The following is a 23,733-nucleotide window of genomic DNA, read 5'->3' on the forward strand; positions in this document are numbered from 1 at the left end:
CTGACATTTAGCACTATTTGCCGTTCGGCAGATGTATTTACTTGAATTTGAACTTTGACAAGTTGTACCATACAATCATACATGGAATTATTACTCAACAGGAACGTAAGAAGTGAATTCAGAAACAGCAGCGGTTGATTTTCAACAACAGGCAGAAATATATTTAGCTTTAGGGAAGTTGGATGAGGCGATCGCACTTTGCCAGCAAGTTTTGGCATCTCACCCCAATTCCGCCGAGACTTGCAAGACCTTGGGGAAGGCGCTGCAAGCTCAGGGTAAACTAGAAGACGCAAGGTATTGGTATAAAGTTGCGATCGCCTTGCAACCTGATTTTGCCGAAGTTTTTGCTAACCTCGGCACTCTCTGCGCTACATTGGAACAGTGGCAAGAGGCGATCGTCTGTTACCAAAAAGCCATCTCCCTCCAACCGGACTTTGCAGGATTTTACCGAAATTTGAGCCGGATATTTACTAAAGTCGGTCAAGCTGAAGAAGCAGCAGACTGTTGGTATCAAGCACTCATGGTCGAACCGATAGAAATAGCCGAAGAATACCTCGATTTAGGCAATACTTTATTGGCGCAAAACAAGCCAGAAAAAGCGCGCACTTGTTATCACCGCACGATTTATTTAAACCCGAGTTTTTGCGAAGCTTACTGCCAATTAGCCGAAGCTGCTAGCGAGCTAAAAGAGTGGGACGAAGCGATTATTCATTACCGCAAAGCTATTCAACTCCAGCCGGATATTTCGGAGTTTCATTACAAATTAGGCAATGTTTTGCAAGCCAAGGAACTCTGGCGCGAAGCGGAGGCTGCCTACCGGGAAAGTATTGAGTTAAATCCCAATTCTTTTTGGTCTTACTACAATTTAGGTAGTGTGCTGCTCAAGTTAACCCAATGGCAAGAAGCCATCGTTGCGTACCGCACGGCTGTTGAAATTAACCCGGATTTTTCTTGGTCTTACTACAGCATCGGGGAAGCTTGCGGTCAATTAAAAAAATGGTCGGAATCCGCCGCTGCTTACCAGCAAGCAATTGACTTAGACCCTAATTCTTCGGGAGCATTCCATAAGTTGGGAGATGCTTTTTTTCAATTACAAAAATGGTCGGAAGCTGCGGTGGCATACCAAAGGGCGATCGCACTCGATTCAGATTTCTTTTGGTCTCATTATAATTTAGCTTTAACTTTAGTTAAACTTCAGGATTGGTTGCCAGCAATCAGCGCCTACCAGCGGGCGATCGAACTCAATCCAAACTTTTCTTGGACTTACCACAATTTAGGAGAAGCGCTGTTAAAAACCCAGCAGTGGAAAGCAGCGTCTGTCGCCTACAAGCGCGCGATTGAACTAAACCCCAATCTTTCTTGGTCTTATTACAATTTAGGCGAGGCTTTGACTGAGCTGCACGAGTGGAACGAGGCTGTCTCCGCTTACCTTTGTGCGCTACAAATCGAGCCGGAGTTCCCCAGAATTTACACCAAGTTAGGCGATGCTCTCATCAAAAGAACTCCGGCAGATTTAGACGCAGCAAGCAGCTACTATCACCACGAATTGCAACCGCTGCACGCTCCTGAATTTTACTGCGAAATAGCCCAAAAGTTTGCCGAGAGCGATCGGCTTGACGCAGCGACAGTTTTGTACTTGATGGCCTTAGAAATTCGGCCAGAAGATCCCGCAATATCTGGTAAATTAGCGGAAGTTTTAGATATAAAGCATCAAAGTGGCGATCGCAGTCTATTATTAGAGTTAGAGGCTAATGATATTCGCGATCGCTACATTGCCCGAGTCGCCAAAGGCAAGACTTTTGCAGAAGTCGGCGGCTTGTGGGGAACTGTCAACGAAAAAGTATCTGTAGCTAGCAAATACGGTGCAGTTTCTCTGACAATGATTGATGCCATGCCGGCATCCATCCACTGGTGGCAAGATTTTCACGATCGGATGACAAGTTTAAATATTGTTAATTATAATTGTATCAATCGAGATATAACTCAGATTCAACTTGCAGAAATTGGCGAGCCTTACGATGTAGTTCACTGTGCAGGAGTTTTGTACCATCACCCTCATCCTTTGCAACTTTTAACGAGTTTGCATCAAATAACAGGGGAGTATTTAATCTTAACTTCAGCTATTACTCAAGAAATTATAGAAAACGAGCGGGGACGCTACGAAATTCCAGCTTCCGGAGTAATATTCATTCCCGCTGTAGGCGAAGCAGAACGAGCTATCTTAACAGCTTACTGGCAGCAGCACACCGACGGTGCACCCATTTTAGGATTAATTCAGAAAGCAGTTTTTGATATCAACGACTTTGGCCCGTGGTGGTGGCTGCCTACAGCTTCTGCTTTAGAATCTATGTGCAAAGTCGCGGGATTTAAGGTTTTAGATAAAGGATGGACTTGGAACAATAATGCTCTGACTCTGCTGCTGGGGATTTGAGGATTGGTAAACAAACAATAACAAGACTTGCTTGTGAACAAACGGCTAAACACCCGATTTATGAGCCGATTACTCGTTTTGTTTCCCCAATATTCTTACTATCAACCGGGTGTTTTCCGTAAGTCCTAAATAACATAGCTGCAAACATATTTTGTGAATAAAACAGGATCAGGGAAATAATCAATGAAGAATCAGCAACCAAGGACGCCGTTAGGAAACATTTTAGTAGTAGACGATACAGCAGAAAACCTGCGTCTGTTGTCTACGATGTTGAATCAGAGAGGGTACACCCCCCGCTGCGTGATTAACGGAAAAATGGCTCTGAGAGCCTGCAATTCTAATCCACCAGATTTGATTTTGCTCGACATAATGATGCCGGAAATGAACGGCTACGAAGTCTGTCAGCACTTGAAATTAGAACCGAAAACTCGCGAAATTCCGGTAATTTTTATCAGCGCTAAAGATGAAGTATTTGACAAAGTAAACGCATTTGCTGTGGGAGCTGTTGACTATATCAGCAAGCCATTTCAGTTTGAAGAAGTGCTCGCCCGCATCGAAAGTCACCTCAGCTTGCGGAATTTACAAAAGCAGCTAAAAGAACAAAATGTGCTGCTTCAAGAAGAAATCATTAGCCGCTTAGCTGTTGAAAAAACAATTCACGAAAAAAACCAAATCCTGCAACAAGAAATCAGAACCCGTCGCGCCGTTGAACAAACCCTGCAAGAGCAAAATTTGCTCCTCCAACAAGAGATATCGAACCGCCAGCACGCCGAATCGGCTCTCTTAAAATCTAACCAAGAATTGGCGCGTTCAAATGCCGAACTAGAACAATTTGCTTATGTGGCTTCTCACGACTTGCAAGCGCCTTTAGCAACCATTGCCAGTTACGCTCAACTTTTAGAAAAACGCTACAAAGACCAACTCGACAGCCAAGCTAGTAAGTTTATCGGCAATATCGTTCAGGGCTGCACGAGAATGCAAACTTTAATTGACGATTTGCTCGAATATTCGCGAGTTGGCCGGAGTCAGAAACCTTTTCAACTGACAAATTGCAATCACGCAGTCGAGCAAGCACTCGCAAACCTGCAAGGGGCGATCCGCGAGACTCAAGCAGTTGTAACCTACAATGAATTACCAGTGGTAATGGGGGATATTTCTCAGCTCGTACAGCTTTTTCAAAATTTAGTCAGCAATGCGATTAAATATCGCCACGATGCACCGCCTGTGGTTCATATTACGGCTTGCAAACAGGAGAAAGACTGGTTATTTTCTGTTTCAGATAATGGAATTGGGATTGCGACGCAGCATCAAGAACGCATCTTTCAAATTTTCCAGCGCTTGCACACTCAAAGAGAATATTCTGGGACAGGTATTGGTTTAGCCATTTGTCAAAAGATTGTGGAACGTCACGGCGGATATATTTGGGTGGACTCGGAACCGGATCGAGGTTCAACTTTTCACTTTACTATCGCTTAATCGAGACATCCTTTCTGCAAGAGGTAGAAGCTAGAAGGCAGCGGAAGCTGAATTAAATCCTATATTTAAAGGCAGAAGCTAGAAGGTAAAAGGTAAAATTTAATACTATTTTATGTTTTAGATTAAAGAATTCAATAATTGGGAATGATTGTGACTATCTGTGTTGGGATGTTACCTACAGGTGCATTATTTTTTTGTTGAATTGGTATAAATTGCAAGTGAGAATAAAAAATGTTTCGCGTTGACAGTCGAGTTAGTGCGTGATATAATTATAAGTATTAAACACAATTTTTGTAGCGCTCGCTCGCACCGCTATATGACCGCGGATGTATATGTAAGTCCAATTAAATAACTGCCCCAGAAATAAAAGGTAAAACCCAAGTTAATTTAAGATTTTTATTGATTAATAACTATTATGAAAGCAGTTTTTAACTTAGCTGTGCCTCCTGTCTGCTTGAAAGTTCTGTTAGTAGAAGACCACCCTCAGGAAGCTGAGCTTATTGAAGATTTGCTGTCGGAAATTGGAGGCGTGCAGCGTATACTACTGACGAAAGTAGAGCGCCTCAGCGAAGCGCAGCAGCGATTGAGTCAAGAAACTTTTGACATAATTTTATTAGACCTTTCACTGCCAGACAGTATCGGAATTGAGACGGTGGCTCGGGTACAAGAGTACGGGGTAAATGTGCCGATCGTAGTTCTGACCGCCCAAAACGACGAAGAGCTTGCCCTGCGGTTGATTTCGGTCGGGGTACAGGATTATTTAGTCAAAAGAAAAATTGACAGCGAACTGTTAATTCGATCGATCCGTTACGCCATAGAACGCCAGAACAGTCAAGATGCTTTGCGAAAGAGCGAAGAAAAATATCGATCGGTGGTGGAAAATTCCCTGATCGGAATTGCCATCATCGCTCCAATTATTGACCGCGAAATCCCTCAAAATTGCAACTGGATAGAAGTTAACGATGCGCTGTGCAATTTGCTGGGCTACGAGCGCGACGAACTCGTGCAAAAGAATTGGCTGGAGTTGACTCATCCAGAGGATTTAGATGCCAATTTGGAAAAAATTTCTCAGATGTTAGCAGGTACGATCGACGGTTACAGCTTAGACAAAAGGTGGCTCAAAAAAGACCGCGAAATAGTTCACACGCGAGTTTCCCTGCGCTGCATCCGCCGCCAGGACGGGTCGATCGACCGGATGATCGAAGTAGTGTTGGACGTGAGCGATCGCTACCGCTACGAAGCCAAACTGAAAGCGTCAGAAGAATTTTTAAACCACACCATAAATGCTACGCCAGACCCAATTTTTGTCAAAGACGAGCAACACCGCTGGATGATATTAAATGATGCTTTTTGTCAGTTGATCGGTAAATCGCGGCAAGAACTGATCGGCAAATCAGATTATGACTTTTTCCCAAAATCAGAAGCTGATGTTTTTTGGACAAAAGATGAAGAAGTATTGAGAACGGGGGTCTGCTTGGAAACTGAAGAAAAATTCACAGACACCGCCGGGAAAGAACACATCATCTCTACCAAAAAAAGCGTTTTTAAAATAGCAGACGGCAGTAAAGTAATAGTAGGGACAATTAGAGATATTACCGAAGAGAGACGGCAGCAAAGAGCCCTGAAACAAAGCGAAGCTCGATTTCAAAAATTGGTAGCTAATATGCCGGGAATAATTTATCAATTCCGAATCTCAGCAACTGGAGAAAGGTCTTTTCCCTACGTATCTTCAAGTAGTCGCCAAATCTACGGATTAGAGCCAGAAGTAATAGAGCAAAATGCAGAAATAATTTTCAGCGGAATTCATGCAGACGATATCTTAGATTTTGAAGCATCGATCGAAGTTTCAGCCGCTACCCTGGAACCTTGGCAGCAGCAGTGGCGGCATACCCTGCAATCGGGAAAAGTTAAGTGGCTGCAAGGAGCGGCGAGACCGGAAAGGCTCAATAATGAGGCAAAATCTGGGAGCGAAGGCGATATTCTCTGGGACGGTTTAGTGATGGATATCACTGAATTAAAGCAGGCACAAACAGAGCGCGATCGCTTTTTTACCATCTCCTTAGACTTGCTTTGCATTATCGGTTTCGATGGATATTTTAAACGATTAAACCCTGCTTGGTCAACGGTTTTAGGCTACAGTAGTGCTGAAATTTTGGCCAAGCCGATGATCGAATTTGTGCATCCAGACGATCGAAAAGCTACCGCAGCCGAAGGGGTAAAACTAATAGCCGGTACTTCCAGTATCTCTTTTGAAAACCGCTATCTTTGCAAAGATGGTTCTTACAAATGCCTGCTGTGGACGTCATCGCCATTTAGTGAAGAAGGTTTAATCTACTCAGTCGGTCACGACATTACCTATCGCAAACAAGCCGAGTCCAAACTCCAGCGACAAGCAGTAGCAATGGCCGCTGCTTATGACGGTATCGCCATTTTTAATCATAATAAAGAATGTATTTATTCAAACGACGCTTATCTAAAAATGTACGGCTTGGCTAGCACTAGCCAACTGTATGGGAAGAAATGGAAAATGCTCTACAGCAAAGCAGAAAATATATTTTTTGAACTACAAATAATGCCGATGCTCCTGCAAACAGGGTACTGCAATATAGAAGCGAGCGGTCAGCGCCCCGACGGTACTAAGTTCCCTCAAGAATTGTCGCTGACAATGCTTGCAGGCGGCGAGATAATTTCGATCGTCCGCGATATCACTAATAGAAAGCAGGTAGAATCAGCACTGCGAGCTAGCCAGCGCCGCTACCAAACTTTAGCAGAAGCATCGCCAGTTTGTATATTCCACACCGACCCCTCGGGAAATTGCCTTTATGTAAATCAGCGGTGGAGTGAAATCACGGGATTAAACGCAGAATTAGCAGCAGAAACTGGCTGGATGGATGCCATACATCCCGATGATACGGATCGGGTAAAAAATGAATGGTATCGAGCAATTATTGAGAAATTTCCTTTTAAATCCGAATACCGCTTTCAGCGTCCAGACGGTCGTGTAATCTGGGTTATCGGTCAGGCAATTGCCGAAATCGGAGACAAGCAGGAAATTAAAGGCTATATCGGCACGATTACTGATATTACCGATCGCAAACAAGCAGAATTAGATTTGCTGCGAGTTACTCAAGCCGTAGAAAGTACCAGCGACGCGATCGGCATTGCTGACTTGACAGGGCGATCGATCTACCACAATCAAGCCTTTGTTCAGCGGTACGGCTACACAGCAGAAGAACTACACACAGCAGGCGGAGCAACGGCACTTTACCCCCGAAGTCAAGTGCTGGTAGAAATGTTTAAAACAGTCCGTAAAGGCAAATCTTGGCAAGGCGAACTCCAAATCAAAACTAAAAGCAACGAAGTGGTAACGACTTTATTTCGTGCCGACTGCATTAAAGATGAAACTGGCAATTTAATCGGGCTAGTGGGAGTAATTACCGACATCACCGAACGCAAACAAGCTGAGATAGCGCTGCTGCACCAATTAAGGCGAGAACGGCTGGTAGTTGCCATGCTCGATAGCATTCGCTCCTCCCTCAATTTAGAAGAAGTCCTGACAAGTGCTGTCGAACAAGTGCGGCAATTTTTGCAAACAGACCGCACAGTTATTTACCGTTTTAATCCCGACTGGAGCGGCTATGTCGTTGTAGAATCCGTGGCAAAAGATAGAATTTCGCTGCTAAATTTTAACAATATTGATGGCTGTTTTAAAGAGAAATTTGTTGATATTTATCAGCAAGGCTGTATTAGATCTATGGAAGATATTTACCGGGAAAATTTGACGGAATGCCACATGAAATTTCTCGAAGGATTTGAAGTAAAAGCTAACTTAATAGTACCGATTTTAAAAGCACGAGAAAGCATTTCCCAGACCCAACCGACCGCAGAAAATCAGCTCTGGGGACTGCTGATCGCCCAGGATTGCAGCGGCCCCCGTCCCTGGGATGCCTCAGAAATAGAATCCCTCCGGCAATTGTGCGTCCAATTGGCGATCGCGATCCAGCAATCGACGCTATTTGAACAAGCACAAACCGAAATTGCCGATCGCAAACTTGCAGAATCGGCCCTCCAACAAGCCAAAGAAGCCGCAGAAAGCGCCAACCGCGCCAAAAGCGAATTTCTAGCCAACATGAGCCACGAACTTCGCACGCCTTTAAACGGCGTTTTAGGTTACGCTCAAATCTTGAAAACTGACAAAGACTTAAGCTCAGATCAGCAAGAAAGTCTCAGCAATATTCAACAGTGCGGTCAACATCTGCTGATGTTAATCGATGATGTTTTAGACCTTTCCAAAATCGAAGCTAGAAAAATGGAACTCTACCCGGAAGAGTTAAATTTTCAAAAATTCACGAAAAACATTGCCGATCTCTTTCAGATGCGGGCATCGCAAAAACAAATTTCCTTCAATTACGAACAAGTATCTCCCCTGCCTAGCTACGTTTGTGTAGATCAAAAAAGATTGCGCCAAATTCTCATAAATTTACTCAGCAATGCCGTTAAGTTTACTAACAGCGGCGGTGTGACTTTTAAAGTCGGCTATGTCGGCACAGGAGCCTGGAGTCGAGGGCAAGGCGAAAATTATGAATTATCGATTTTGAGTGCGGAACTGAAAGAAAATTATATGCGCTTCGCCCACAATGCGATCGCAGCCAAACACGCTTTAAAAATCCGCTTTCAAGTCGAGGATACCGGCACAGGAATAGACAGAAGCAAGTTAGAAGAAATATTTTTGCCCTTCCACCAAGTAGGAGGCAATACCTTTGTTGAAGGTACGGGTCTCGGACTCTCGATCAGCCAGAAATTAGCGAAACTAATGGGTACCGAAATTCGCGTCAACAGCACTTTGGGAAAAGGCAGCACTTTTTGGTTAGATGTAGAATTGCCCGCAGCCAAACGGTACTTAGAGGTGTCTCCTTTGAGGGAAAAACGCTGGGTAGTCGGTTTTTTCGGCAACAAGCGGAAAGTCATAATTGCGGACGACAATCAACTAAATCGCAATTTATTGTGCAGGCTGCTGGGGCGTTTGGGATTTGAAGTTTTAGAGGTCGAAAACGGTCGCGAATGTCTCTGTAAAGCAGTTGAATTTCAACCGGATGTGATTTTAATGGACTTGGGAATGCCTGTAATAGATGGGTTAGAAACTGCAAGGAGACTGCGGCAGTTGCCGGAATTAAAAGATGTCGTGTTAATCGCTATGTCAGCTAGCGTTTTCGAGGCGACGCAGCAAGAGAGCATCCTCGCAGGGTGCGATGATTTTCTTCCCAAGCCGATCGAAGCAAATCACTTTTTGGAACAGTTACGGGTGCACTTGGGACTAGAATGGATTTACGAAAAATCTTCGGAAAGCAAAAAACGCAAAACTCCCAGTTTGTCACCAGCATCTGATTTGCCTGCTTATTCTTCTCTGTTACCTGCGGCTTCTGAGTCGGTAGCAAAAATTTTGAAACTCGCAGCTATGGGCGACATTGAAGAAATTTTTGAGGAGAGTGCTAAGCTGGAAAGTTTAGACCAAAAATTAGTGCCGTTTGTCTCGAAGCTGCGCCAACTTGCTAAGGGATTTCAGCTCAAACAAATTCGGAATATTTTAAAGCAATATATCGAGGGAAAATAGTAGGACTATCACGGTTTAGAGCTTACCTTTAACAGATAAGCTGTTGGGCATCTAAATTGTATTTTTGGGCGGGCGGGACACCCCACAAGAATGTCATCAAACTTGACTGTAAAATTTAGATGCGCCTGGGCTCGTTCTAGATGCGCAGCAGCTTACCGCTGCGTTATTTAGGCGGAGATAGGGCAATTGTCGATCGGGCAATTAATTGTCAGTGCAGGCGATCGTAAGTCCCAACATTAAACAAGTTGTTTTGCCGCTTCAGAAGTTGCAATCCTAGAGTCCGAGCAACTGCTGTTAAATGCCAGATATATTTGGGTACAGCAGAGATTTTGAGCAGCGGCGGATCGGGTTCGATATTACCGTGTTTTGTACTATTTTAAACAACATTTTTCTGGTAAACTAAAGTGGAAAGTTGCTTTCCATCCCTAGACTGAAGTCGCAGGGTTTGCAGGCTATTTTTTGACAATAGAGTTTTTGAGAGAGTTGGGATTGAAATTACTTTGCCTCAGTAACGGCCACGGAGAAGACGCGATCGCCCTTCGCATCTTGCGGGAACTGCAACAGCACCCGCATCCCCCAGAATTAGCCGTGTTTCCGCTAGTGGGCGAAGGGCAAGCTTTCGCTCAACTAGAAAACGCCCGCATCATCGGCCCGGTGCAGCGGATGCCTTCGGGCGGCTTTATTTACATGGACGGAAGGGAATTTTTGCGCGATGTCAAAGGCGGCCTGATTCAGTTGACAATAGCTCAGTTTAAAGCCATCCGCGCTTGGGTGCGGACGCAACAACAGTCGGGGAATCAAGACGGCGTTATTTTAGCCTGCGGGGATATTGTACCGCTGCTGTTTGCTTGGCTCAGCGGCGCGCCCTATGCCTTTGTCGGTACGGCAAAGTCCGAGTATTATTTGCGCGACGAGAACGGGCCTCTGGGGCGCAAATCCCGCGCCTTTGCTGGGTGGGGTTGGTCGCCGCGATCGGTTTATTTGCCTTGGGAGCGCTGGTTGATGACTCGATCGCGCTGTCGGGCCGTTTTTGCCAGGGACGCACTAACCGCCGAGACTTTACAAAAGCTGGGAATTCCGGCTTACAATCTCGGAAACCCAATGATGGACGGACTCGAACCGGAAAATCCAGCCGGTTTTTACGGCCCTGACGCAGAGTTTCGGGAAATGGAGCGATCGCTCGTCATCACCTTACTCCCCGGTTCTAGAGCGCCGGAAGCCTATGCTAATTGGCTGCTAATAGTAGAGGCAGTAGCGGGAATTTTGTCGCTGTTTGCCGATCGCAAATTGTTATTTTTTGGAGCCATTTCCCCTGAGTTAAATCTAGAAGCTTTGCGACCTAGTTTAGAATTTTTCGGCTGGCGACAAGACGGCGAAATTAGAACGCAGCGGCGAGAAGGAAGTATTTTGCGACCTCCTGTTTCTAGTGCTCAAGAAATTCGGAAAGAATCTCCTAATTTGCTATTGCCCTTGACATTTGTGCAGAGAAACGCCACGATGATTTTGACTCAGCAAAGTTTTAACGATTGTTTGTACGAAGCCGATTTAGCAATAGCAATGGCCGGAACGGCTACAGAACAATTTGTAGGTTTAGGAAAACCCGCGATCGCCATTCCCGGAAACGGCCCGCAATTTACTCCCGCTTTTGCAGAAGCTCAAAGTCGCTTGTTAGGCCCGTCATTAATTTTAGTCAAACATCCCGCCGAAGTTGCCGCTGCCGTCCAGTCTTTGCTCCGCGACCCCGACAGGTTACAGCTAATCGCAGAAAATGGCTGGCGCCGCATGGGAGAACCCGGTGCAGCAGCCAGAATTGCCGAGTGTTTAATTCAGCGGTTCGGCGGTGAATCCAGCAATTCTCAATTGCCTCCAATACACTAGGGACACAACATTAGTGATGTCCCTACCCAATATCTTTAATTCTACTTTCTTTAAAAAAAATCTCGTTCGCTAACTAATATCGTTTCCGGTAGCATCGGAATTATTAGCCAAAATTAGGACACGGCAGTGCCGTGTCCCTACAATATTATTTTCGGTAGGGACACGGCACTGCCGTGTCCTCTATATCATTCCTACAAATAGAGTGTGCACCTAATCCTGGACTCGCAACCAATACACCACTCCCAGAAAATTTCAATTCGCCGTTTTTTCTGAAGATTGAACCCAGAAATCAGTCTGAGGAATTTTAAAATCCGACTTAACCAAAACTCCCGGTTCTCGCTGCACCGGCAGCACATCTAAAGTATCCGTTTGCGCGCAATATTTTAAATCTTCAATAACACCTAAACCGAGGAGGCGCTGGCCGTGACTGGCTCTTTCCAACAATTCGTGCAACCTATCTTGCCAGTGCAGGTAAAGAGCAATAGCCCCAAATACTTCATCGTTACCAGCAAAATCGCTCGCAGGAATACCGCTTTCTGCTAGCAAACTTTGGGCGATCGCACCAGCACAAACCGTATCTTCCAACGAATAACTCCCTTCCCAACCAGAACCCACAATCCAAATAGTTTCCGGCTGTTTATTTAACAAAAACTGCACCACAGATTTGCGGTTAATCAAAGCCGCTGTTAACACAGTTGCAGCAGCTTGCACTCGCTGCAGAGCCCGAGTACCGTTAGTTGTGCTGATAAAAATTCGCTTCCCAGCCACCTTTTCTGGCGTGCAGTCGAAGGGGGAATTCCCCATGTCAAATCCGTCAACTTTGCCGCCGCCGCGCTCTCCAGCGCGAATCCGCTTGTCTGCAGGCCATTTTTCGCTCTCGGCCATTAGCTTATCTAAGTCGCTGAAAACTTGGACAGCTTCCGCCCCATTATTCAGGGCCGTTGCCATTGTCGTAGTCGCCCGCAGCACATCAACTGCGATCGCGCAAGTCGGCATTTTGTTGGCTGGCGTAAGTTCCGGGGTATGGTAAATAAAAAGCTTCACTTTTGGGCTACCTGCGATAAATCCTCATCAGCAATAATAATGGAAAGTGGATAATAGAAAATAGAGTCGAGTCCTCAAAAGCAGAAAATATGTCAAAACAGCTAAATTCAAACCCCGCCCAGGCCGCCATTACCGCACCAATTGGACTCCTGGCAGGTTTCACCTATCCTTTGCGAGCTTTCACGCTGATTTTGCAAACTCCCAAGCTGTGGACTTATGTATTAGTTCCCGTGGTGCTAAATTTTATAATTGGTATCGGTCTTTATTTAAGCTTGCTATTTCCCAGTTTGGCAGGGATAGACGTTTTAGTTACCGATTTGTCCGTCCGATTTAATGCTCTAATTGCGAGTTTTCCAGCTTGGCTGAGCTTTCTCGGCGTGTTAACAGTTGCTTTCGGCTGGCTGCTGCGCGTACTCCTAGTGTCAGGACTTTTGCTGATAATTGGATTTTTGTTAGTGCAGTTTGGCGTGATTTTAGGTTCGCCCTGGTACGGCAAACTTTCCGAACAATTGGAACTTCTGCGGAACGGTCAATTGCCCGCAGAAGCACCAATGAATTTGGCGAGTAGTTTTCGGGATATTCAAAGGGCGATCGCCTTTGAACTGCGAAAACTACAAATTTTGTTGAGCGTCGGCATACCGCTGCTGCTGCTGCATTTTATCCCTGGCGTCGGCTCTATTCTTAGCAGTTTGGGTGGCGTAGCTTTGGGCGCGACTATTGTCTGTTTGGACTTTTTAGATGCACCTTTGGAGAGGCGGAGACGACCTTTTCAGGAGAAATTGAAGATAATTTGGGCGAGTTTGCCGGCCAGCGGGAGTTTTGGTGTGGTTTGTTTGGGTTTGGTGAGCATTCCCCTGTTGAATCTGTTGGCAATTCCGCTGTGCGTGACGGCGGGAACCTTGTTTTTTTGCGATCGCATTTGGCCGGCCCGCTTTGCCCCTGAAGAAACAAAGAGCGATCGAGAAACTAACATTACCAATTAAAAACTAGGAAGATGCTTCACCCTTCGGCTGCCTCTGGGAGTTAAGACCCAAAAAGGGGCTTAAAAACAGCCAACTAAGGAAGAAGAATGAAGCTGTAAATAGCTGGACAATATCGATCGCCGACAAATATCCGTCAGATAATAGTGCAATAGTTCTATCTGTCAGCCCGAATATCCAAGAGAGAATCCCAAACAGCCAAATGCCTTTTTGGAGCATGGGCAAAAATGCTAAAACTTCGGAGTTTTGCTGGTTCATTGATTTAGCCCTTGTTTGCTAAGAATCTGATTAACGGGGCACCCCAAGGGCTTAAGGATTTTTGGTGTCTCCTCGGATTCCCTTTGTTATCTATATGTTAAGAAATGTTTCCCGATATGACAACTCGCCCTGGGAGGTATTTCCGCATCTATCTCAAGAGGTAGTTGCAGCCCCAACAGAGAGTGATATTTGCTACACTTTGGCAGCGACGCTAGAGATTTTGCCTATTTTTTGCGAGATAAATTGCTGGGCACTGGTAGCGGCGGGATCTATTGGCACCGCGCCTACAAAAAAAAGCTTGTAATTTATATTGAATTATGTAATACTACAAGTTGAGCAAGTCTGGTTAAAGAACGATCGTGAGGTTTGTACTGAGGACTGAAGTCCTCAAAGCCCTAAAAGCCACAGGACAAACAATTTGATTATCAAAATCAACCGGACTTGATGTGAGTTCAGCGTCAATAAAATCGAACAATGCCACGCTTAAATCAGATTATTGCGATCGAAAAAGGCATCAAAAGCCGCTCCGCCCAAGAACTAGCAGAAGCTCAAAAAGCGCTCCAGAAGCCCGCTGTGCTTTCTGGAATCTCCCGCACTTACCGTCCCAAAGACGAAGAAGGCGAACAACTGCCGCCCGAGTCCAAAAAAGTTGAAGTCAAAGCCGAAGAGATTATCCGCAAAACAACTGAAGTTTTGACCAAACTCTTCGATGTAACCGCAACCAAAGATTGGACAAATTGTAGCGCTCGCGCTGACGTAACTGTAGACGGAAACGTGCTTTTGAGCCAAGTTCCCGTCAGCTATTTGCTATTCATTGAAAAACAGTTAGCAGATTTGCAAGCATTCATCAAAAAACTTCCAGTTTTAGATGCTTCGGAGACTTGGAACTTCGATGCTTCGGCAGACTGCTGGGCAACAGAACCGGTGCAAACTCTCAAGACTTTTAAAACTCCGCGCAATCACGTTAAAGCTGAAGCTACCGAACACCATCCGGCGCAAGTCGATGTTTATTACGAAGATATTACGATCGGCTATTGGCGGACTGTCAAGTTTTCTGGATCTTTGCCAGCGCGGCGGATCAATGAGTTGCTGCAAAGGGTGGAAATCTTGCAGCAAGCTGTTATGTTCGCTCGCGAAGAAGCTAACAATTCAGAAGTTGAGGAACAGAGAGTGGGAGAGCGAATTTTTCAGTTTATTTTCCGCTAAGTGCTTGCTTTTTTGATAGTTATGGTTTAAGATATAAACAGAGTACAAGTTCAATCTCAACCTTCAACTTAAACCGTACAAATGTGACAGTACAGGTTCGACTCCTGTCCCTTCTACCCAAAATAGGGGGGTAGCCCAATTGGTAGAGGCAGCATTGCGTACAAATTCAACAGCAAGTTATTACTCTAAACTCAGCATTCTCCGCCGATCGCTAAAACGAATGTCAGGAAAATCACATCATCGAGGTTGCTGGCTCATATCCAGCCCCCTCTACCAAACGCAGGGGGGTAGCTCAATCGGTAGAGCGCGATGCTATTAATCTTAAATCCTTGACTTAAATGTGATAGCGTGCGCAAATGGGCGGTAAATATAAACCCAGTAGTAAGGTCAGAACTGCTGGGTTTTATGCTAATAATTGAATCAATTTGTTAAATCCGTCAGTTGTGGACGTATCAAGGCCGATGATTTACTGCATCAACCCTCAATGCGAACAACGCGAAAATCCTGCTGCTGCTCAAAATTGTCAGGCTTGCGGCACGGATTTATTAATTGCCGATCGCTACCGCATCCTTAAATCAGCGCGATCGCCCAATCCCGCACGCCCCACTGACATCTTTGAAGTTGAAGATTTGGGAACAGGGGAAAACGAATGGGGGACTGTGAAAGTTTTAAAAGTCTTGAAACACACCCACAATCCCGATTTAGTTCGCTTGTTCCAGCAAGAAGCGCGAGCCTTGATTTGGCTGGCCGGAAAGGGCCGTGTTCCCCAAGTCGAACCTGACGGTTATTTCCAGATTCCACTGCCCAATAACTCCCAGAAATTGTCTTGTTTGGTGATGGAAAAAATTAGCGGAGAAAACTTGGCAGAATTCTTAACTAAAAACCAGTACGTTTCTCAAAAGCTCGCTCTTGATTGGCTGCAACAAATGCTTCATATTTTGCAGGAAATCCACAAATATCATTTAGTACATCGGGATATTAAGCCATCCAACCTGATGGTTGAAGCCAATGGGAAATTGAGATTAATTGACTTCGGCGCTGCAACAGAAGCAGAGAGAGATACCGCACCCATAGGTTCTGCTGGATACTGCGCACCCGAACAAATTTTAGGTAAAGCAGGCGTGCGATCGGACTTTTTTTCCCTGGGGCGTACTTTTGTACATTTATTAACAGGCATACAGCCGATCGACTTTCCCGTTAATGGAAAAACTGGTAAAATTAATTGGAGGAACCAAGCTGTAGATATTGACCCGTTACTCCTAGACTCGATCGACGAATTAATGGAACCGCTACCGGAAAACCGACCTGAAAATACCCAAGTTATTTTAGAAAAATTAAAAATTCACGACGCAGACCCCCTGCAAAAGGGGGACGCAACATCGCTTCAATAAATCTGTTCCAACCTGCGAAAATCCCGCTCGACTTCCGCCCACAAAGCCCGATTGTGAGGGTCTGTTTTCACAGCCTTTTTCAAATAAATTCTCGCCTTATCAACCTGCTTTTCTCCGATCAAATGCCGTCCCCAGCGCTGATAGGCGATCGCCTGCCACTGACGCACCTCCAAATCTTCGGGAACCCGCTGGGCCAAACCCTCAATTAAGGCGATCGCCCGCGGGAACCTCTGATATTTCAGCAACTGCTGCAACTCAAAATAAGCATCTTGCTTTAACTTTTGTTCTACCGCCGACAGATCCGCATTAGATTGAACCGCAGCCTCTTTTCGAGTCACTTTAACTGCCTGCGGTTGAGCTTTCACCTCCAGATCCGGCGGTGTCCAAATAGGCGGCACAGTTGAATTGGCAACTTTCGACTCCGCAACATGGTGGGGGGCAATATTCACCAAGAACTTATAAGCCTCAGTAATAGCAATAAACTTATTCTTAGCCTGTTCGTTTCCCGGATTCACATCGGGGTGATACTGTCTCGCTAACTGCCGATAAGAGGCCTTAACTTGCGATAAACTGGCACCAGACCTCAGTCCTAACTGTCGGTAATAATCTGCAATATCCATTTAGCATGAATGAGCGTTGATAATACCATTAAATATGGCAGAATCCTTAAATGTAAAGATTCTGCCATAATTTACTGCGAACTACGTTGTAGTGCGAGGGTTGCCCGCACTACGGTCGCGAAAAAATAACTTACGGACGATCTTCGATCACTCTGTCAATCAAGCCGTATTCCTTGGCTTCCTCAGCGGACATGAAATAGTCGCGATCCATGTCCTTCTCGATTTTCTCGATCGGCTTGCCAGTATTCTTAGCATAGATATTATTGAGTTCGTGGCGCAGCCGCAGAATCTCTTTCGCCTCAATCTGAATATCCGTTGCTTGTCCCCGCGTCCCCCCAGAAGGCTGGTGAATCATGATTCGCGAGTGAGGCAAAGCTAACCGTTTTCCTTTCGCACCGGCAGCTAACAGGAAAGAACCCATCGAAGCAGCCAAGCCCACACAAATCGTCACCACGTCCGATTTAATGTGCTGCATGGTATCAAAAATAGCCATGCCTGCCGACACCATTCCGCCTGGGGAATTGATGTACAAAATAATATCCTTACCTGAATCTTCCGAATCGAGATAGAGCATCACAGCGATGATTTGATTGGCAATTTCATCGTCAATGTCCCTGCCCAAGAAAATAATTCGTTCCCGGTAGAGGCGATCGTAGATATTAATCCACTGAGTATCATAACCACCCGGCATTTTGTAGGGAACTTTTGGCACACCTATAGGCATAATTCGGAACTCCGTTTAGTTGGTAATTGGTGATCGGGCAATTGGGCATCGGGCATCGGGCCTTGGTAATTGGGAATCGGTAATTGGGAATTGTTAGTCATAAAAAGACTATTGAATAACTAATCAGGGTAGAAACTACTAGCCATTAACCCTTAATTTTTACTCATTCCCCATTCCCCATTCCCCATTCCCCATTCCCAGTTAGATGACTCCAGCCGGCAGCGGTTTCGGCAATTCTTCCGAACTTTCAAGAACGCGATCGATCAAACCGTATTCTTTAGCTTCATAAGGCGTCATGTACAGCAACCGATCCATATCTTTAGTAATCTTTTCGATCGGTTGGCCAGTACAGCTTGCAAAAATATCAAGCATTGTCGCTTTATTTGCCAGCACTTCCTTAGCCCGAATTTGAATGTCGCTTGCTTGACCCCGCGTGTAAGCCTTGGGTTGGTGCAACACAATAGAAGCGTGGGGCAAACTCGCTCGAAAGCCTTTTGTACCAGCCGCTAACAGCATCGCAGACATCCCCATTGCCGAACCGAGGCAAATAGTGTGTACGGGCGGCTTAATGTACCTGATCGTATCGCAGATAGCGAAGGCTTCTGTTTCAAAGCCGACGGGTTCGCCACTGTAACCAGAAGTGCCGGTCGAGTTGATGTAGATTTTGATCGGCTTCTCGGGGTCTTCGTACTGCAAGAACAACAGTTCAGCGATAATCAGTTCTGTTACCGCAGGCACTAGAGGCATACCCAGATAAACGATCCGCTCCTTCAGCAACAGGGATGGCAAATCGGGAGGTGGCGTCCGAGAGTTCCCTTCCCCGTAGTATGGCGATTGCACAGCTTTAATTGGTGTGTTCATATAACCGAAATGTTGCCTGAACTGATGGAGCTATTCTTAAAGAAATAGTAACGCAATCTTTAGGTATCCCGCATGAAAGTTAGTTTGCTCCCGGTTTTAAACGACCCTAACCTTGACGCTGCCGCGCCCTCAACGCAGCGCCAGCTAGCAATTTCAGTGTCTGCGACGGCAAGCTCGATCGACTCCAGCGTACCCTTAAACCTGTGCCTGATTCTCGACCACAGCGGTTCGATGGGCGGACGCCCCTTGGAAACCGTCAAACAAGCCGCCGGGCGTTTGCTAGACAGGTTGAAGCCCGGGGATCGCTTTTGCGCGGTGGCTTTCGACCACAAAGCCAAAGTCCTCGTCCCCAATCAAATTGTGGGAGATCCCGCTAGCATTAAACGGCAAATTGAGCAATTGCGCTCGGCCGGTGGCACAGCAATTGATGAGGGCATTAAGTTAGGTATTGAAGAGTTGGGCAAAGGCAAAAAAGAAGCTATCTCTCAGGCGTTTCTGCTGACTGACGGCGAAAACGAACACGGCGACGACAGCCGCTGTTTGAAGTTGGCTAAATTGGCTGCCGACTACAACATGACTTTAAATTCTCTGGGATTTGGCGATAACTGGAACCAGGATATTTTGGAAAAGATTGCTGACGCCGGCGGCGGTGCTCTGGCTCACATTCAGCGTCCCGAAGATGCGGTTGACGAGTTTAGCAAACTATTTACTCGCATCCAAGGTGTAGGTTTGACTAATGCTTATTTGCTATTTTCACTGATGCCAAAAGTACGGTTAGCCGAACTCAAACCGATCGCCCAAGTTGCCCCGGATACGATCGAATTGCCAGTACAGCAAGAAGGCGATCGTTTTATGGTGCGCCTGGGAGATTTAATGAAGGATATAGAGCGAGTAGTTTTGGCTAATATTTATATTGGACAGTTGCCCGAAGGTACACAGGCGATCGGGCAATTGCAAATTCGCTACGACGATCCGACTGTCGGTCAAAGTTTGCTTTCCGATCCCGTTGCAGTTTCTGCTAATGTCTTAAAAGTTTATCAGCCAGCACTTAACCCGACTGTGCAGCAGCACATTTTAGCTTTGGCTAAATACCGCCAAACTCAACTCGCAGAAACTAGATTGCAACAGGGCGATCGGGCCGGCGCGGCTACGATGCTGCAAACTGCTGCGAAAACTGCTCTGCAAATGGGCGATAAAAGTGCCGCAACTGTGCTCCAAACCTCTGCTACTCGTTTGCAGGCTGGCGAACAATTGAGTGAAGCCGATCGCAAGAAAACTCGGATTGCTTCTAAAACTATTTTGAAGTAATCGCGCGATTTGAAATTTTAAATAATTTTAAATTGGGCGATCGGACAATTTGGCGATGCGAAATCGCCTCTACAAAAACGAAACCCGCCTGGCCGCGGGTTTCAATATTCTGAGTCTCGCCTACAGAAAGCGAGAATCAGTGTAGCCCGATTGTTTCAACCTGTGGATCGTGTAGAAGCTCGATCGTTTAGAATGTTTGTATCACCTATCAAGAGTGCTTGTATGAACCAGACAATATCTGATAAAGTACGCTGGACTAGCGCCGATTTAGAGCTATTGCCCGATAACGGCGATCGCTATGAAATTATTGATGGGGAGCTATTTATGACTAGAGCACCGCATTGGGGGCATCAACAGACTTGTGGCAGATTTTTTTCTTGCCTTGATACTTGGTCGATGTCTACTGGTTTGGGACGAGCCGCCATCAATCCGGGTCTTATTTTCACTGATGCTGATAATGTCATACCAGATGTAGTTTGGGCGAGCAATGAACGCTTGGCTATCTTGCTAGACGAAGCCGGCCATTTAACGGCCGCACCTGAGTTAATTGTTGAAGTATTATCCCCCGGTGCAGACAATGAAAGACGGGATAGAGATTTGAAACTCCGACTCTATTCGGTGCGAGGAGTACAGGAATACTGGATTGTGAATTGGCAATTGCGGCAAATAGAAGTTTATCGCAGGGAACAAGCAAGTTTAAGGCTGATTGCTACGCTGTTGAGCAATGATGAACTAACTTCGCCTTTGTTGCCCGGTTTTAGTTGTTCTGTCTCTCTAATCTTTGCCTAAAGTATGAAATTATCATTTTACAATTTAATTGCTACTTTAGTAATCTTTACTATATTTGGTAATATATTCCCGGCTGTATCTGCTCAATCGTCAGCAATATTAATAGCTCAAAAAACGATTGTTCAAAATCCTGCTGAAGATTTATTCAATAGCGCTTTAGCCAAATCAGAGGCTGGAGATATTCAAGGGGCGATCGCCGATTACACCGAAGCCATCCGCCTCAACCCCAACTACGCCAAAGCCCACAACAAATTGGGCATAATTCGCGCCCGCAACCTCAAAGATTATCCAGCAGCTAAAGCAGATTTCGATCGCGCCATTGAAATTAACCCCAACTACGGCGACGCTTACTACAACCGCGCCAGAGTCCGCGAGTTCTTAGAAGACAAAGACGGGGCGATCGCCGATTATCATAAAGCAGCCGAACTATATCAAAAAGATGGCAATACCAACGATTATCAAGATGCCATCAAGCATCTTGAAAGTCTGCAAAAATAGAGTGCTTTTGAAAACATAGTATAATATCCTTCGATCTGCGTTCATCCGCGTTCATCTGCGGTTAAACACTCCAAATTAACTATTCAAAAAATGTCCGTAATCTCCACCGTCACCGTTACCGTACCCGCCACAACCGCCAACCTAGGCCCAGGATTCGACTGCATCGGTGCCGCTTTAAGCCTCTACAACCGCTTCCAATTCTCCCGACTCGAACCCTCAGCAACCGAAAAACTAAAAATTACCGTTACGGGCAAAGAAGCCGCCAAAGTCAAGACAGACGACAGCAATCTCGCTTATCAAGCTTTTCTCAAGTTATACGATCGCCTCCAACAATCGCCGCCGCCTGTAGCGATACATATAGATATGCAAGTGCCGCTGGCTAGAGGCTTGGGAAGTTCCGCTACAGCTATTGTCGGCGGGTTAGTCGGTGCAAATGAATTAGCCGGTGCGCCTTTGAGTCAGGTGGAAGTGATGCAGTTGGCGATCGAACTTGAAGGCCATCCCGACAACGTTGTCCCTGCATTACTCGGAGGATGTCGCCTCGCTGCTAGCAATACACCCCCCCAACCCCCCCTTAGTAAGGGGGGGCTAAGAGAAGGATTCCCCCTCCGTGAAGCGGGGCTAACAGAACAATCACCCTTAGATTTAGATGCGGAAATTCTACCATCACCCCCCCTTAGCAAGGGGGGGCAGGGGGGGGGTTCTTGGCAGATTTGCGATATTCCCTGGCATCCTAATATTGTCCCGGTGGTAGCCATCCCCGATTTTGAACTTTCTACAGCCGAAGCGCGCCGAGTTTTGCCCGCAGATTACAGCAGGGCTGATGCGATTTTCAATGCCGCACACCTCGGTTTGCTGTTGCGGGCTTTGGAAACGGGCAATGAAAACTGGCTGCGGTGCGCCCTGCAAGACAAAATTCACCAGCCTTACCGGCAATCTCTGATTAAGGGATATGAAGCGGTGCAACAAGCCGCCCTGAATTCAGGGGCCTGTGGAATGGTAATTAGCGGTGCGGGGCCGACGCTTTTGGCTTTAACGGATGCTACTAATGCTGATGCGGTTGTGAGGGAAATGGCGGCTGGTTGGATGGAATTTGGGGTAAAGGCTGATGTAAGGGCGATCGGTCTCGACACCCAAGGAGCACAAATCTCCACTTAATTATTCCACTCCTGGACGCACAACATCTACATAACCGCCTTTTGTAGGGGCAAAAGTAACCGCACTATAGGGCATCAGAACCATCAATCATCAATTAACCGCAGGAATCATTGAAATCGATTCCCCTGCTGTATATTTATCGCCAGGATTACAACAAATTCGCAAAGTTCGCGTTCTTCTGCTGGAACCACAGCCGCATTTTTTGCCTAAGTCCTATTTGATTGACTCTTGGTTGAGGTAATCAGCACACATCTGTTTATCCTCTTCTGTTAGTTTCGGATTGGTTCTGAGATAAGCGCCAATCCAATTGCAACCGAATGCCATTAGTTTATCGAAATCCCAAATCCACAGTTTGATGGTGTGGTCACTGCTAGCAGAAGCCAAAGTCAACCCATCGGGACTAAAGGCGACGCTCCAAACAGAATTGCTGTGCCCGGTGAGAGTAGCGATGGGTTTTTGGGTTTGCAGGTTCCACAATTTGATGGTGTTGTCACGGCTTGCAGAAGCCAAAGTCAAGCCATCTGGACTAAAGGCGACGCTATAGACCGGATTATTGCTATGCCCGATGAGGGTAGCGATGGGTTTTTGGCTTTCCAGGTGCCACAGTTTGATGGTGTTGTCACTGCTTGCAGAAGCCAAAGTCAACCTATCGGGACTAAAGGCGATGCTATAGACCGGATTGCTATGCCCGATGAGAGTAGCGATGGGTTTTTGGCTTTCCAGGTGCCACAGTTTGATGGTGTTGTCAAAGCTTGCAGAAGCCAAAGTCAACCCATCGGGACTAAAGGCGATGCTCCAGACCGAATCGCTGTGCCCGGTGAGGGTAGCGATGGCTTTTTGGGTTTCCATGTTCCACAGTTTGATCGTCTTATCCCTGCTTGCAGAAGCCAAAGTCAAGCCATCTGGACTAAAGGCGACGCTATAGACCGGATTGCTGTGCCCGGTGAGGGTAGCGATGGGTTTTGGGCTTTCCATGTTCCACAGTTTGATGGTGCTGTCACGGCTTGCAGAAGCCAAAGTCAACCCATCGGGACTAAAGGCGACGCTATTGACAGAATTGCTATGCCCGGTGAGGGTAGCGATGGGTTTTTGGCTTTCGAGATGCCACAGTTTGATGGTGTGGTCACTGCTTGCAGAAGCCAAAGTTTTGCCATCGGAACTAAAGGCGACGCTATTGACCAAACTGCTATTCCCGGTGAGGGTAGCGATGGGTTTTTGGCTTTCTAGGTGCCACAGTTGGATGGTGCTGTCACGGCTTGCAGAAGCCAAAGTCAACCCATCGGGACTAAATGCGACGCTCCAGACCGGATTGCTATGCCCGGACAGGGTAGCAATGGGTTTGTGGCTTTCTAGGTGCCACAGTTTGATGGTGTTGTCACTGCTTGCAGAAGCCAAAGTCAACCCATCGGGACTAAAGGCGACGGAATAGACCTCATTGCTATGCCCGATGAGGGTAGCAATGGGTTTGTGGCTTTCTAGGTGCCACAGTTTGATGGTGTT

General features: G+C 46.2%; 17 protein-coding genes. 11 read left to right on the forward strand and 6 right to left on the reverse strand.

Annotated features, from left to right (window positions below):
* Positions 1-112 precede the first annotated feature (112 nt).
* From QUA13_RS07915 to QUA13_RS07930, 4 genes are all read left to right on the forward strand, one after another.
* A complete protein-coding gene (locus QUA13_RS07915) occupies positions 113-2,431 on the forward strand; it encodes a tetratricopeptide repeat protein (RefSeq protein WP_333197803.1) in 2,319 nt (772 codons plus the stop codon).
* Between the two features lie 183 nt (positions 2,432-2,614).
* Positions 2,615-3,907, forward strand: a complete 1,293-nt coding sequence (locus QUA13_RS07920; protein ID WP_333197804.1) for an ATP-binding protein — start codon at positions 2,615-2,617, stop codon at positions 3,905-3,907.
* A gap of 415 nt (positions 3,908-4,322) precedes the next feature.
* The gene (locus tag QUA13_RS07925) at positions 4,323-9,518 is read left to right on the forward strand and encodes a PAS domain S-box protein (protein ID WP_333197805.1); all 5,196 of its coding nucleotides are present in this window, start codon (positions 4,323-4,325) and stop codon (positions 9,516-9,518) included.
* 459 nt (positions 9,519-9,977) lie between these two features.
* Entirely contained in the window at positions 9,978-11,396 is a 1,419-nt protein-coding gene (locus QUA13_RS07930) for a lipid-A-disaccharide synthase-related protein (RefSeq protein ID WP_333197807.1), read from the forward strand.
* Between the two features lie 252 nt (positions 11,397-11,648).
* Here QUA13_RS07930 and QUA13_RS07935 read toward each other — a convergent pair whose 3' ends face one another.
* Positions 11,649-12,440 carry a 2-phosphosulfolactate phosphatase family protein gene (locus tag QUA13_RS07935; RefSeq protein ID WP_333197808.1) on the reverse strand — a complete coding sequence of 264 codons (792 nt, stop codon included), beginning with the start codon at positions 12,438-12,440 and terminating at the stop codon, positions 11,649-11,651.
* A gap of 89 nt (positions 12,441-12,529) precedes the next feature.
* On the opposite strand from QUA13_RS07935, the gene QUA13_RS07940 reads away from it, so the two are divergent.
* The gene (locus QUA13_RS07940) at positions 12,530-13,423 is read left to right on the forward strand and encodes an EI24 domain-containing protein (RefSeq protein WP_333197809.1); all 894 of its coding nucleotides are present in this window, start codon (positions 12,530-12,532) and stop codon (positions 13,421-13,423) included.
* A gap of 3 nt (positions 13,424-13,426) precedes the next feature.
* Here QUA13_RS07940 and QUA13_RS07945 read toward each other — a convergent pair whose 3' ends face one another.
* A complete protein-coding gene (locus QUA13_RS07945) occupies positions 13,427-13,678 on the reverse strand; it encodes a hypothetical protein (protein WP_333197810.1) in 252 nt (83 codons plus the stop codon).
* Between the two features lie 474 nt (positions 13,679-14,152).
* Here QUA13_RS07945 and QUA13_RS07950 point away from each other — a divergent pair, with 474 nt between their 5' ends.
* On the forward strand, positions 14,153-14,884 hold the full coding sequence (locus QUA13_RS07950; RefSeq protein WP_333197812.1) for a DUF7873 family protein: 732 nt from the start codon (positions 14,153-14,155) through the stop codon (positions 14,882-14,884).
* A 443-nt stretch (positions 14,885-15,327) separates the two neighbouring features.
* The gene (locus QUA13_RS07955) at positions 15,328-16,275 is read left to right on the forward strand and encodes a serine/threonine-protein kinase (protein ID WP_333197813.1); all 948 of its coding nucleotides are present in this window, start codon (positions 15,328-15,330) and stop codon (positions 16,273-16,275) included.
* Here QUA13_RS07955 and QUA13_RS07960 read toward each other — a convergent pair.
* The 3 genes from QUA13_RS07960 to QUA13_RS07970 all read right to left on the reverse strand — a co-directional run bounded on the left by QUA13_RS07960 (position 16,269) and on the right by QUA13_RS07970 (position 18,480).
* Complete coding sequence (locus QUA13_RS07960) at positions 16,269-16,895, reverse strand: J domain-containing protein (protein WP_333191596.1); 627 nt, start codon at positions 16,893-16,895, stop codon at positions 16,269-16,271. The two genes, QUA13_RS07955 and QUA13_RS07960, sit on opposite strands and share 7 nt — an antisense overlap.
* 130 nt (positions 16,896-17,025) lie before the next feature.
* Positions 17,026-17,619 (reverse strand): ATP-dependent Clp protease proteolytic subunit, encoded by a 594-nt coding sequence (locus QUA13_RS07965; RefSeq protein WP_172188328.1) that lies wholly within the window; start codon positions 17,617-17,619, stop codon positions 17,026-17,028.
* A gap of 201 nt (positions 17,620-17,820) precedes the next feature.
* Positions 17,821-18,480 (reverse strand): ATP-dependent Clp protease proteolytic subunit, encoded by a 660-nt coding sequence (locus QUA13_RS07970; RefSeq protein WP_333191593.1) that lies wholly within the window; start codon positions 18,478-18,480, stop codon positions 17,821-17,823.
* A 72-nt stretch (positions 18,481-18,552) separates the two neighbouring features.
* Here QUA13_RS07970 and QUA13_RS07975 point away from each other — a divergent pair, with 72 nt between their 5' ends.
* The 4 genes from QUA13_RS07975 to thrB all read left to right on the forward strand — a co-directional run bounded on the left by QUA13_RS07975 (position 18,553) and on the right by thrB (position 22,233).
* On the forward strand, positions 18,553-19,788 hold the full coding sequence (locus tag QUA13_RS07975) for a VWA domain-containing protein (protein WP_333197814.1): 1,236 nt from the start codon (positions 18,553-18,555) through the stop codon (positions 19,786-19,788).
* 222 nt (positions 19,789-20,010) lie between these two features.
* On the forward strand, positions 20,011-20,577 hold the full coding sequence (locus tag QUA13_RS07980) for a Uma2 family endonuclease (protein WP_333197816.1): 567 nt from the start codon (positions 20,011-20,013) through the stop codon (positions 20,575-20,577).
* A 3-nt stretch (positions 20,578-20,580) separates the two neighbouring features.
* Positions 20,581-21,075, forward strand: a complete 495-nt coding sequence (locus tag QUA13_RS07985) for a tetratricopeptide repeat protein (protein WP_333197817.1) — start codon at positions 20,581-20,583, stop codon at positions 21,073-21,075.
* 90 nt (positions 21,076-21,165) lie between these two features.
* Positions 21,166-22,233 carry a homoserine kinase gene (gene thrB, locus QUA13_RS07990; RefSeq protein ID WP_333197818.1) on the forward strand — a complete coding sequence of 356 codons (1,068 nt, stop codon included), beginning with the start codon at positions 21,166-21,168 and terminating at the stop codon, positions 22,231-22,233.
* Positions 22,234-22,446: 213 nt separating this feature from the next.
* Here the strand turns inward: thrB and QUA13_RS07995 are convergent.
* A partial coding sequence (locus tag QUA13_RS07995) for a WD40 repeat domain-containing protein (protein WP_333197820.1) occupies positions 22,447-23,733 on the reverse strand: 1,287 nt, incomplete at its 5' end.

Origin of the sequence: Microcoleus sp. S28C3 (assembly GCF_036700785.1) — a bacterium.
GTDB classification, from domain to species: Bacteria; Cyanobacteriota; Cyanobacteriia; order Cyanobacteriales; family Microcoleaceae; genus Microcoleus; species Microcoleus asticus.

Bases quoted from the DNA above. Each gene is read 5' to 3' on its own strand.
- QUA13_RS07920 (WP_333197804.1), top strand. From the start codon at position 2,615: ATGAAGAATCAGCAACCAAGGACGCCGTTAGGAAACATTTTAGTAGTA.
- QUA13_RS07925 (WP_333197805.1), top strand. From the start codon at position 4,323: ATGAAAGCAGTTTTTAACTTAGCTGTGCCTCCTGTCTGCTTGAAAGTT.
- QUA13_RS07940 (WP_333197809.1), top strand. From the start codon at position 12,530: ATGTCAAAACAGCTAAATTCAAACCCCGCCCAGGCCGCCATTACCGCA.
- QUA13_RS07945 (WP_333197810.1), bottom strand. From the start codon at position 13,678: ATGAACCAGCAAAACTCCGAAGTTTTAGCATTTTTGCCCATGCTCCAA.
- QUA13_RS07950 (WP_333197812.1), top strand. From the start codon at position 14,153: ATGCCACGCTTAAATCAGATTATTGCGATCGAAAAAGGCATCAAAAGC.
- QUA13_RS07960 (WP_333191596.1), bottom strand. From the start codon at position 16,895: ATGGATATTGCAGATTATTACCGACAGTTAGGACTGAGGTCTGGTGCC.
- QUA13_RS07965 (WP_172188328.1), bottom strand. From the start codon at position 17,619: ATGCCTATAGGTGTGCCAAAAGTTCCCTACAAAATGCCGGGTGGTTAT.
- QUA13_RS07970 (WP_333191593.1), bottom strand. From the start codon at position 18,480: ATGAACACACCAATTAAAGCTGTGCAATCGCCATACTACGGGGAAGGG.
- QUA13_RS07975 (WP_333197814.1), top strand. From the start codon at position 18,553: ATGAAAGTTAGTTTGCTCCCGGTTTTAAACGACCCTAACCTTGACGCT.
- QUA13_RS07980 (WP_333197816.1), top strand. From the start codon at position 20,011: ATGAACCAGACAATATCTGATAAAGTACGCTGGACTAGCGCCGATTTA.
- QUA13_RS07985 (WP_333197817.1), top strand. From the start codon at position 20,581: ATGAAATTATCATTTTACAATTTAATTGCTACTTTAGTAATCTTTACT.
- thrB (WP_333197818.1), top strand. From the start codon at position 21,166: ATGTCCGTAATCTCCACCGTCACCGTTACCGTACCCGCCACAACCGCC.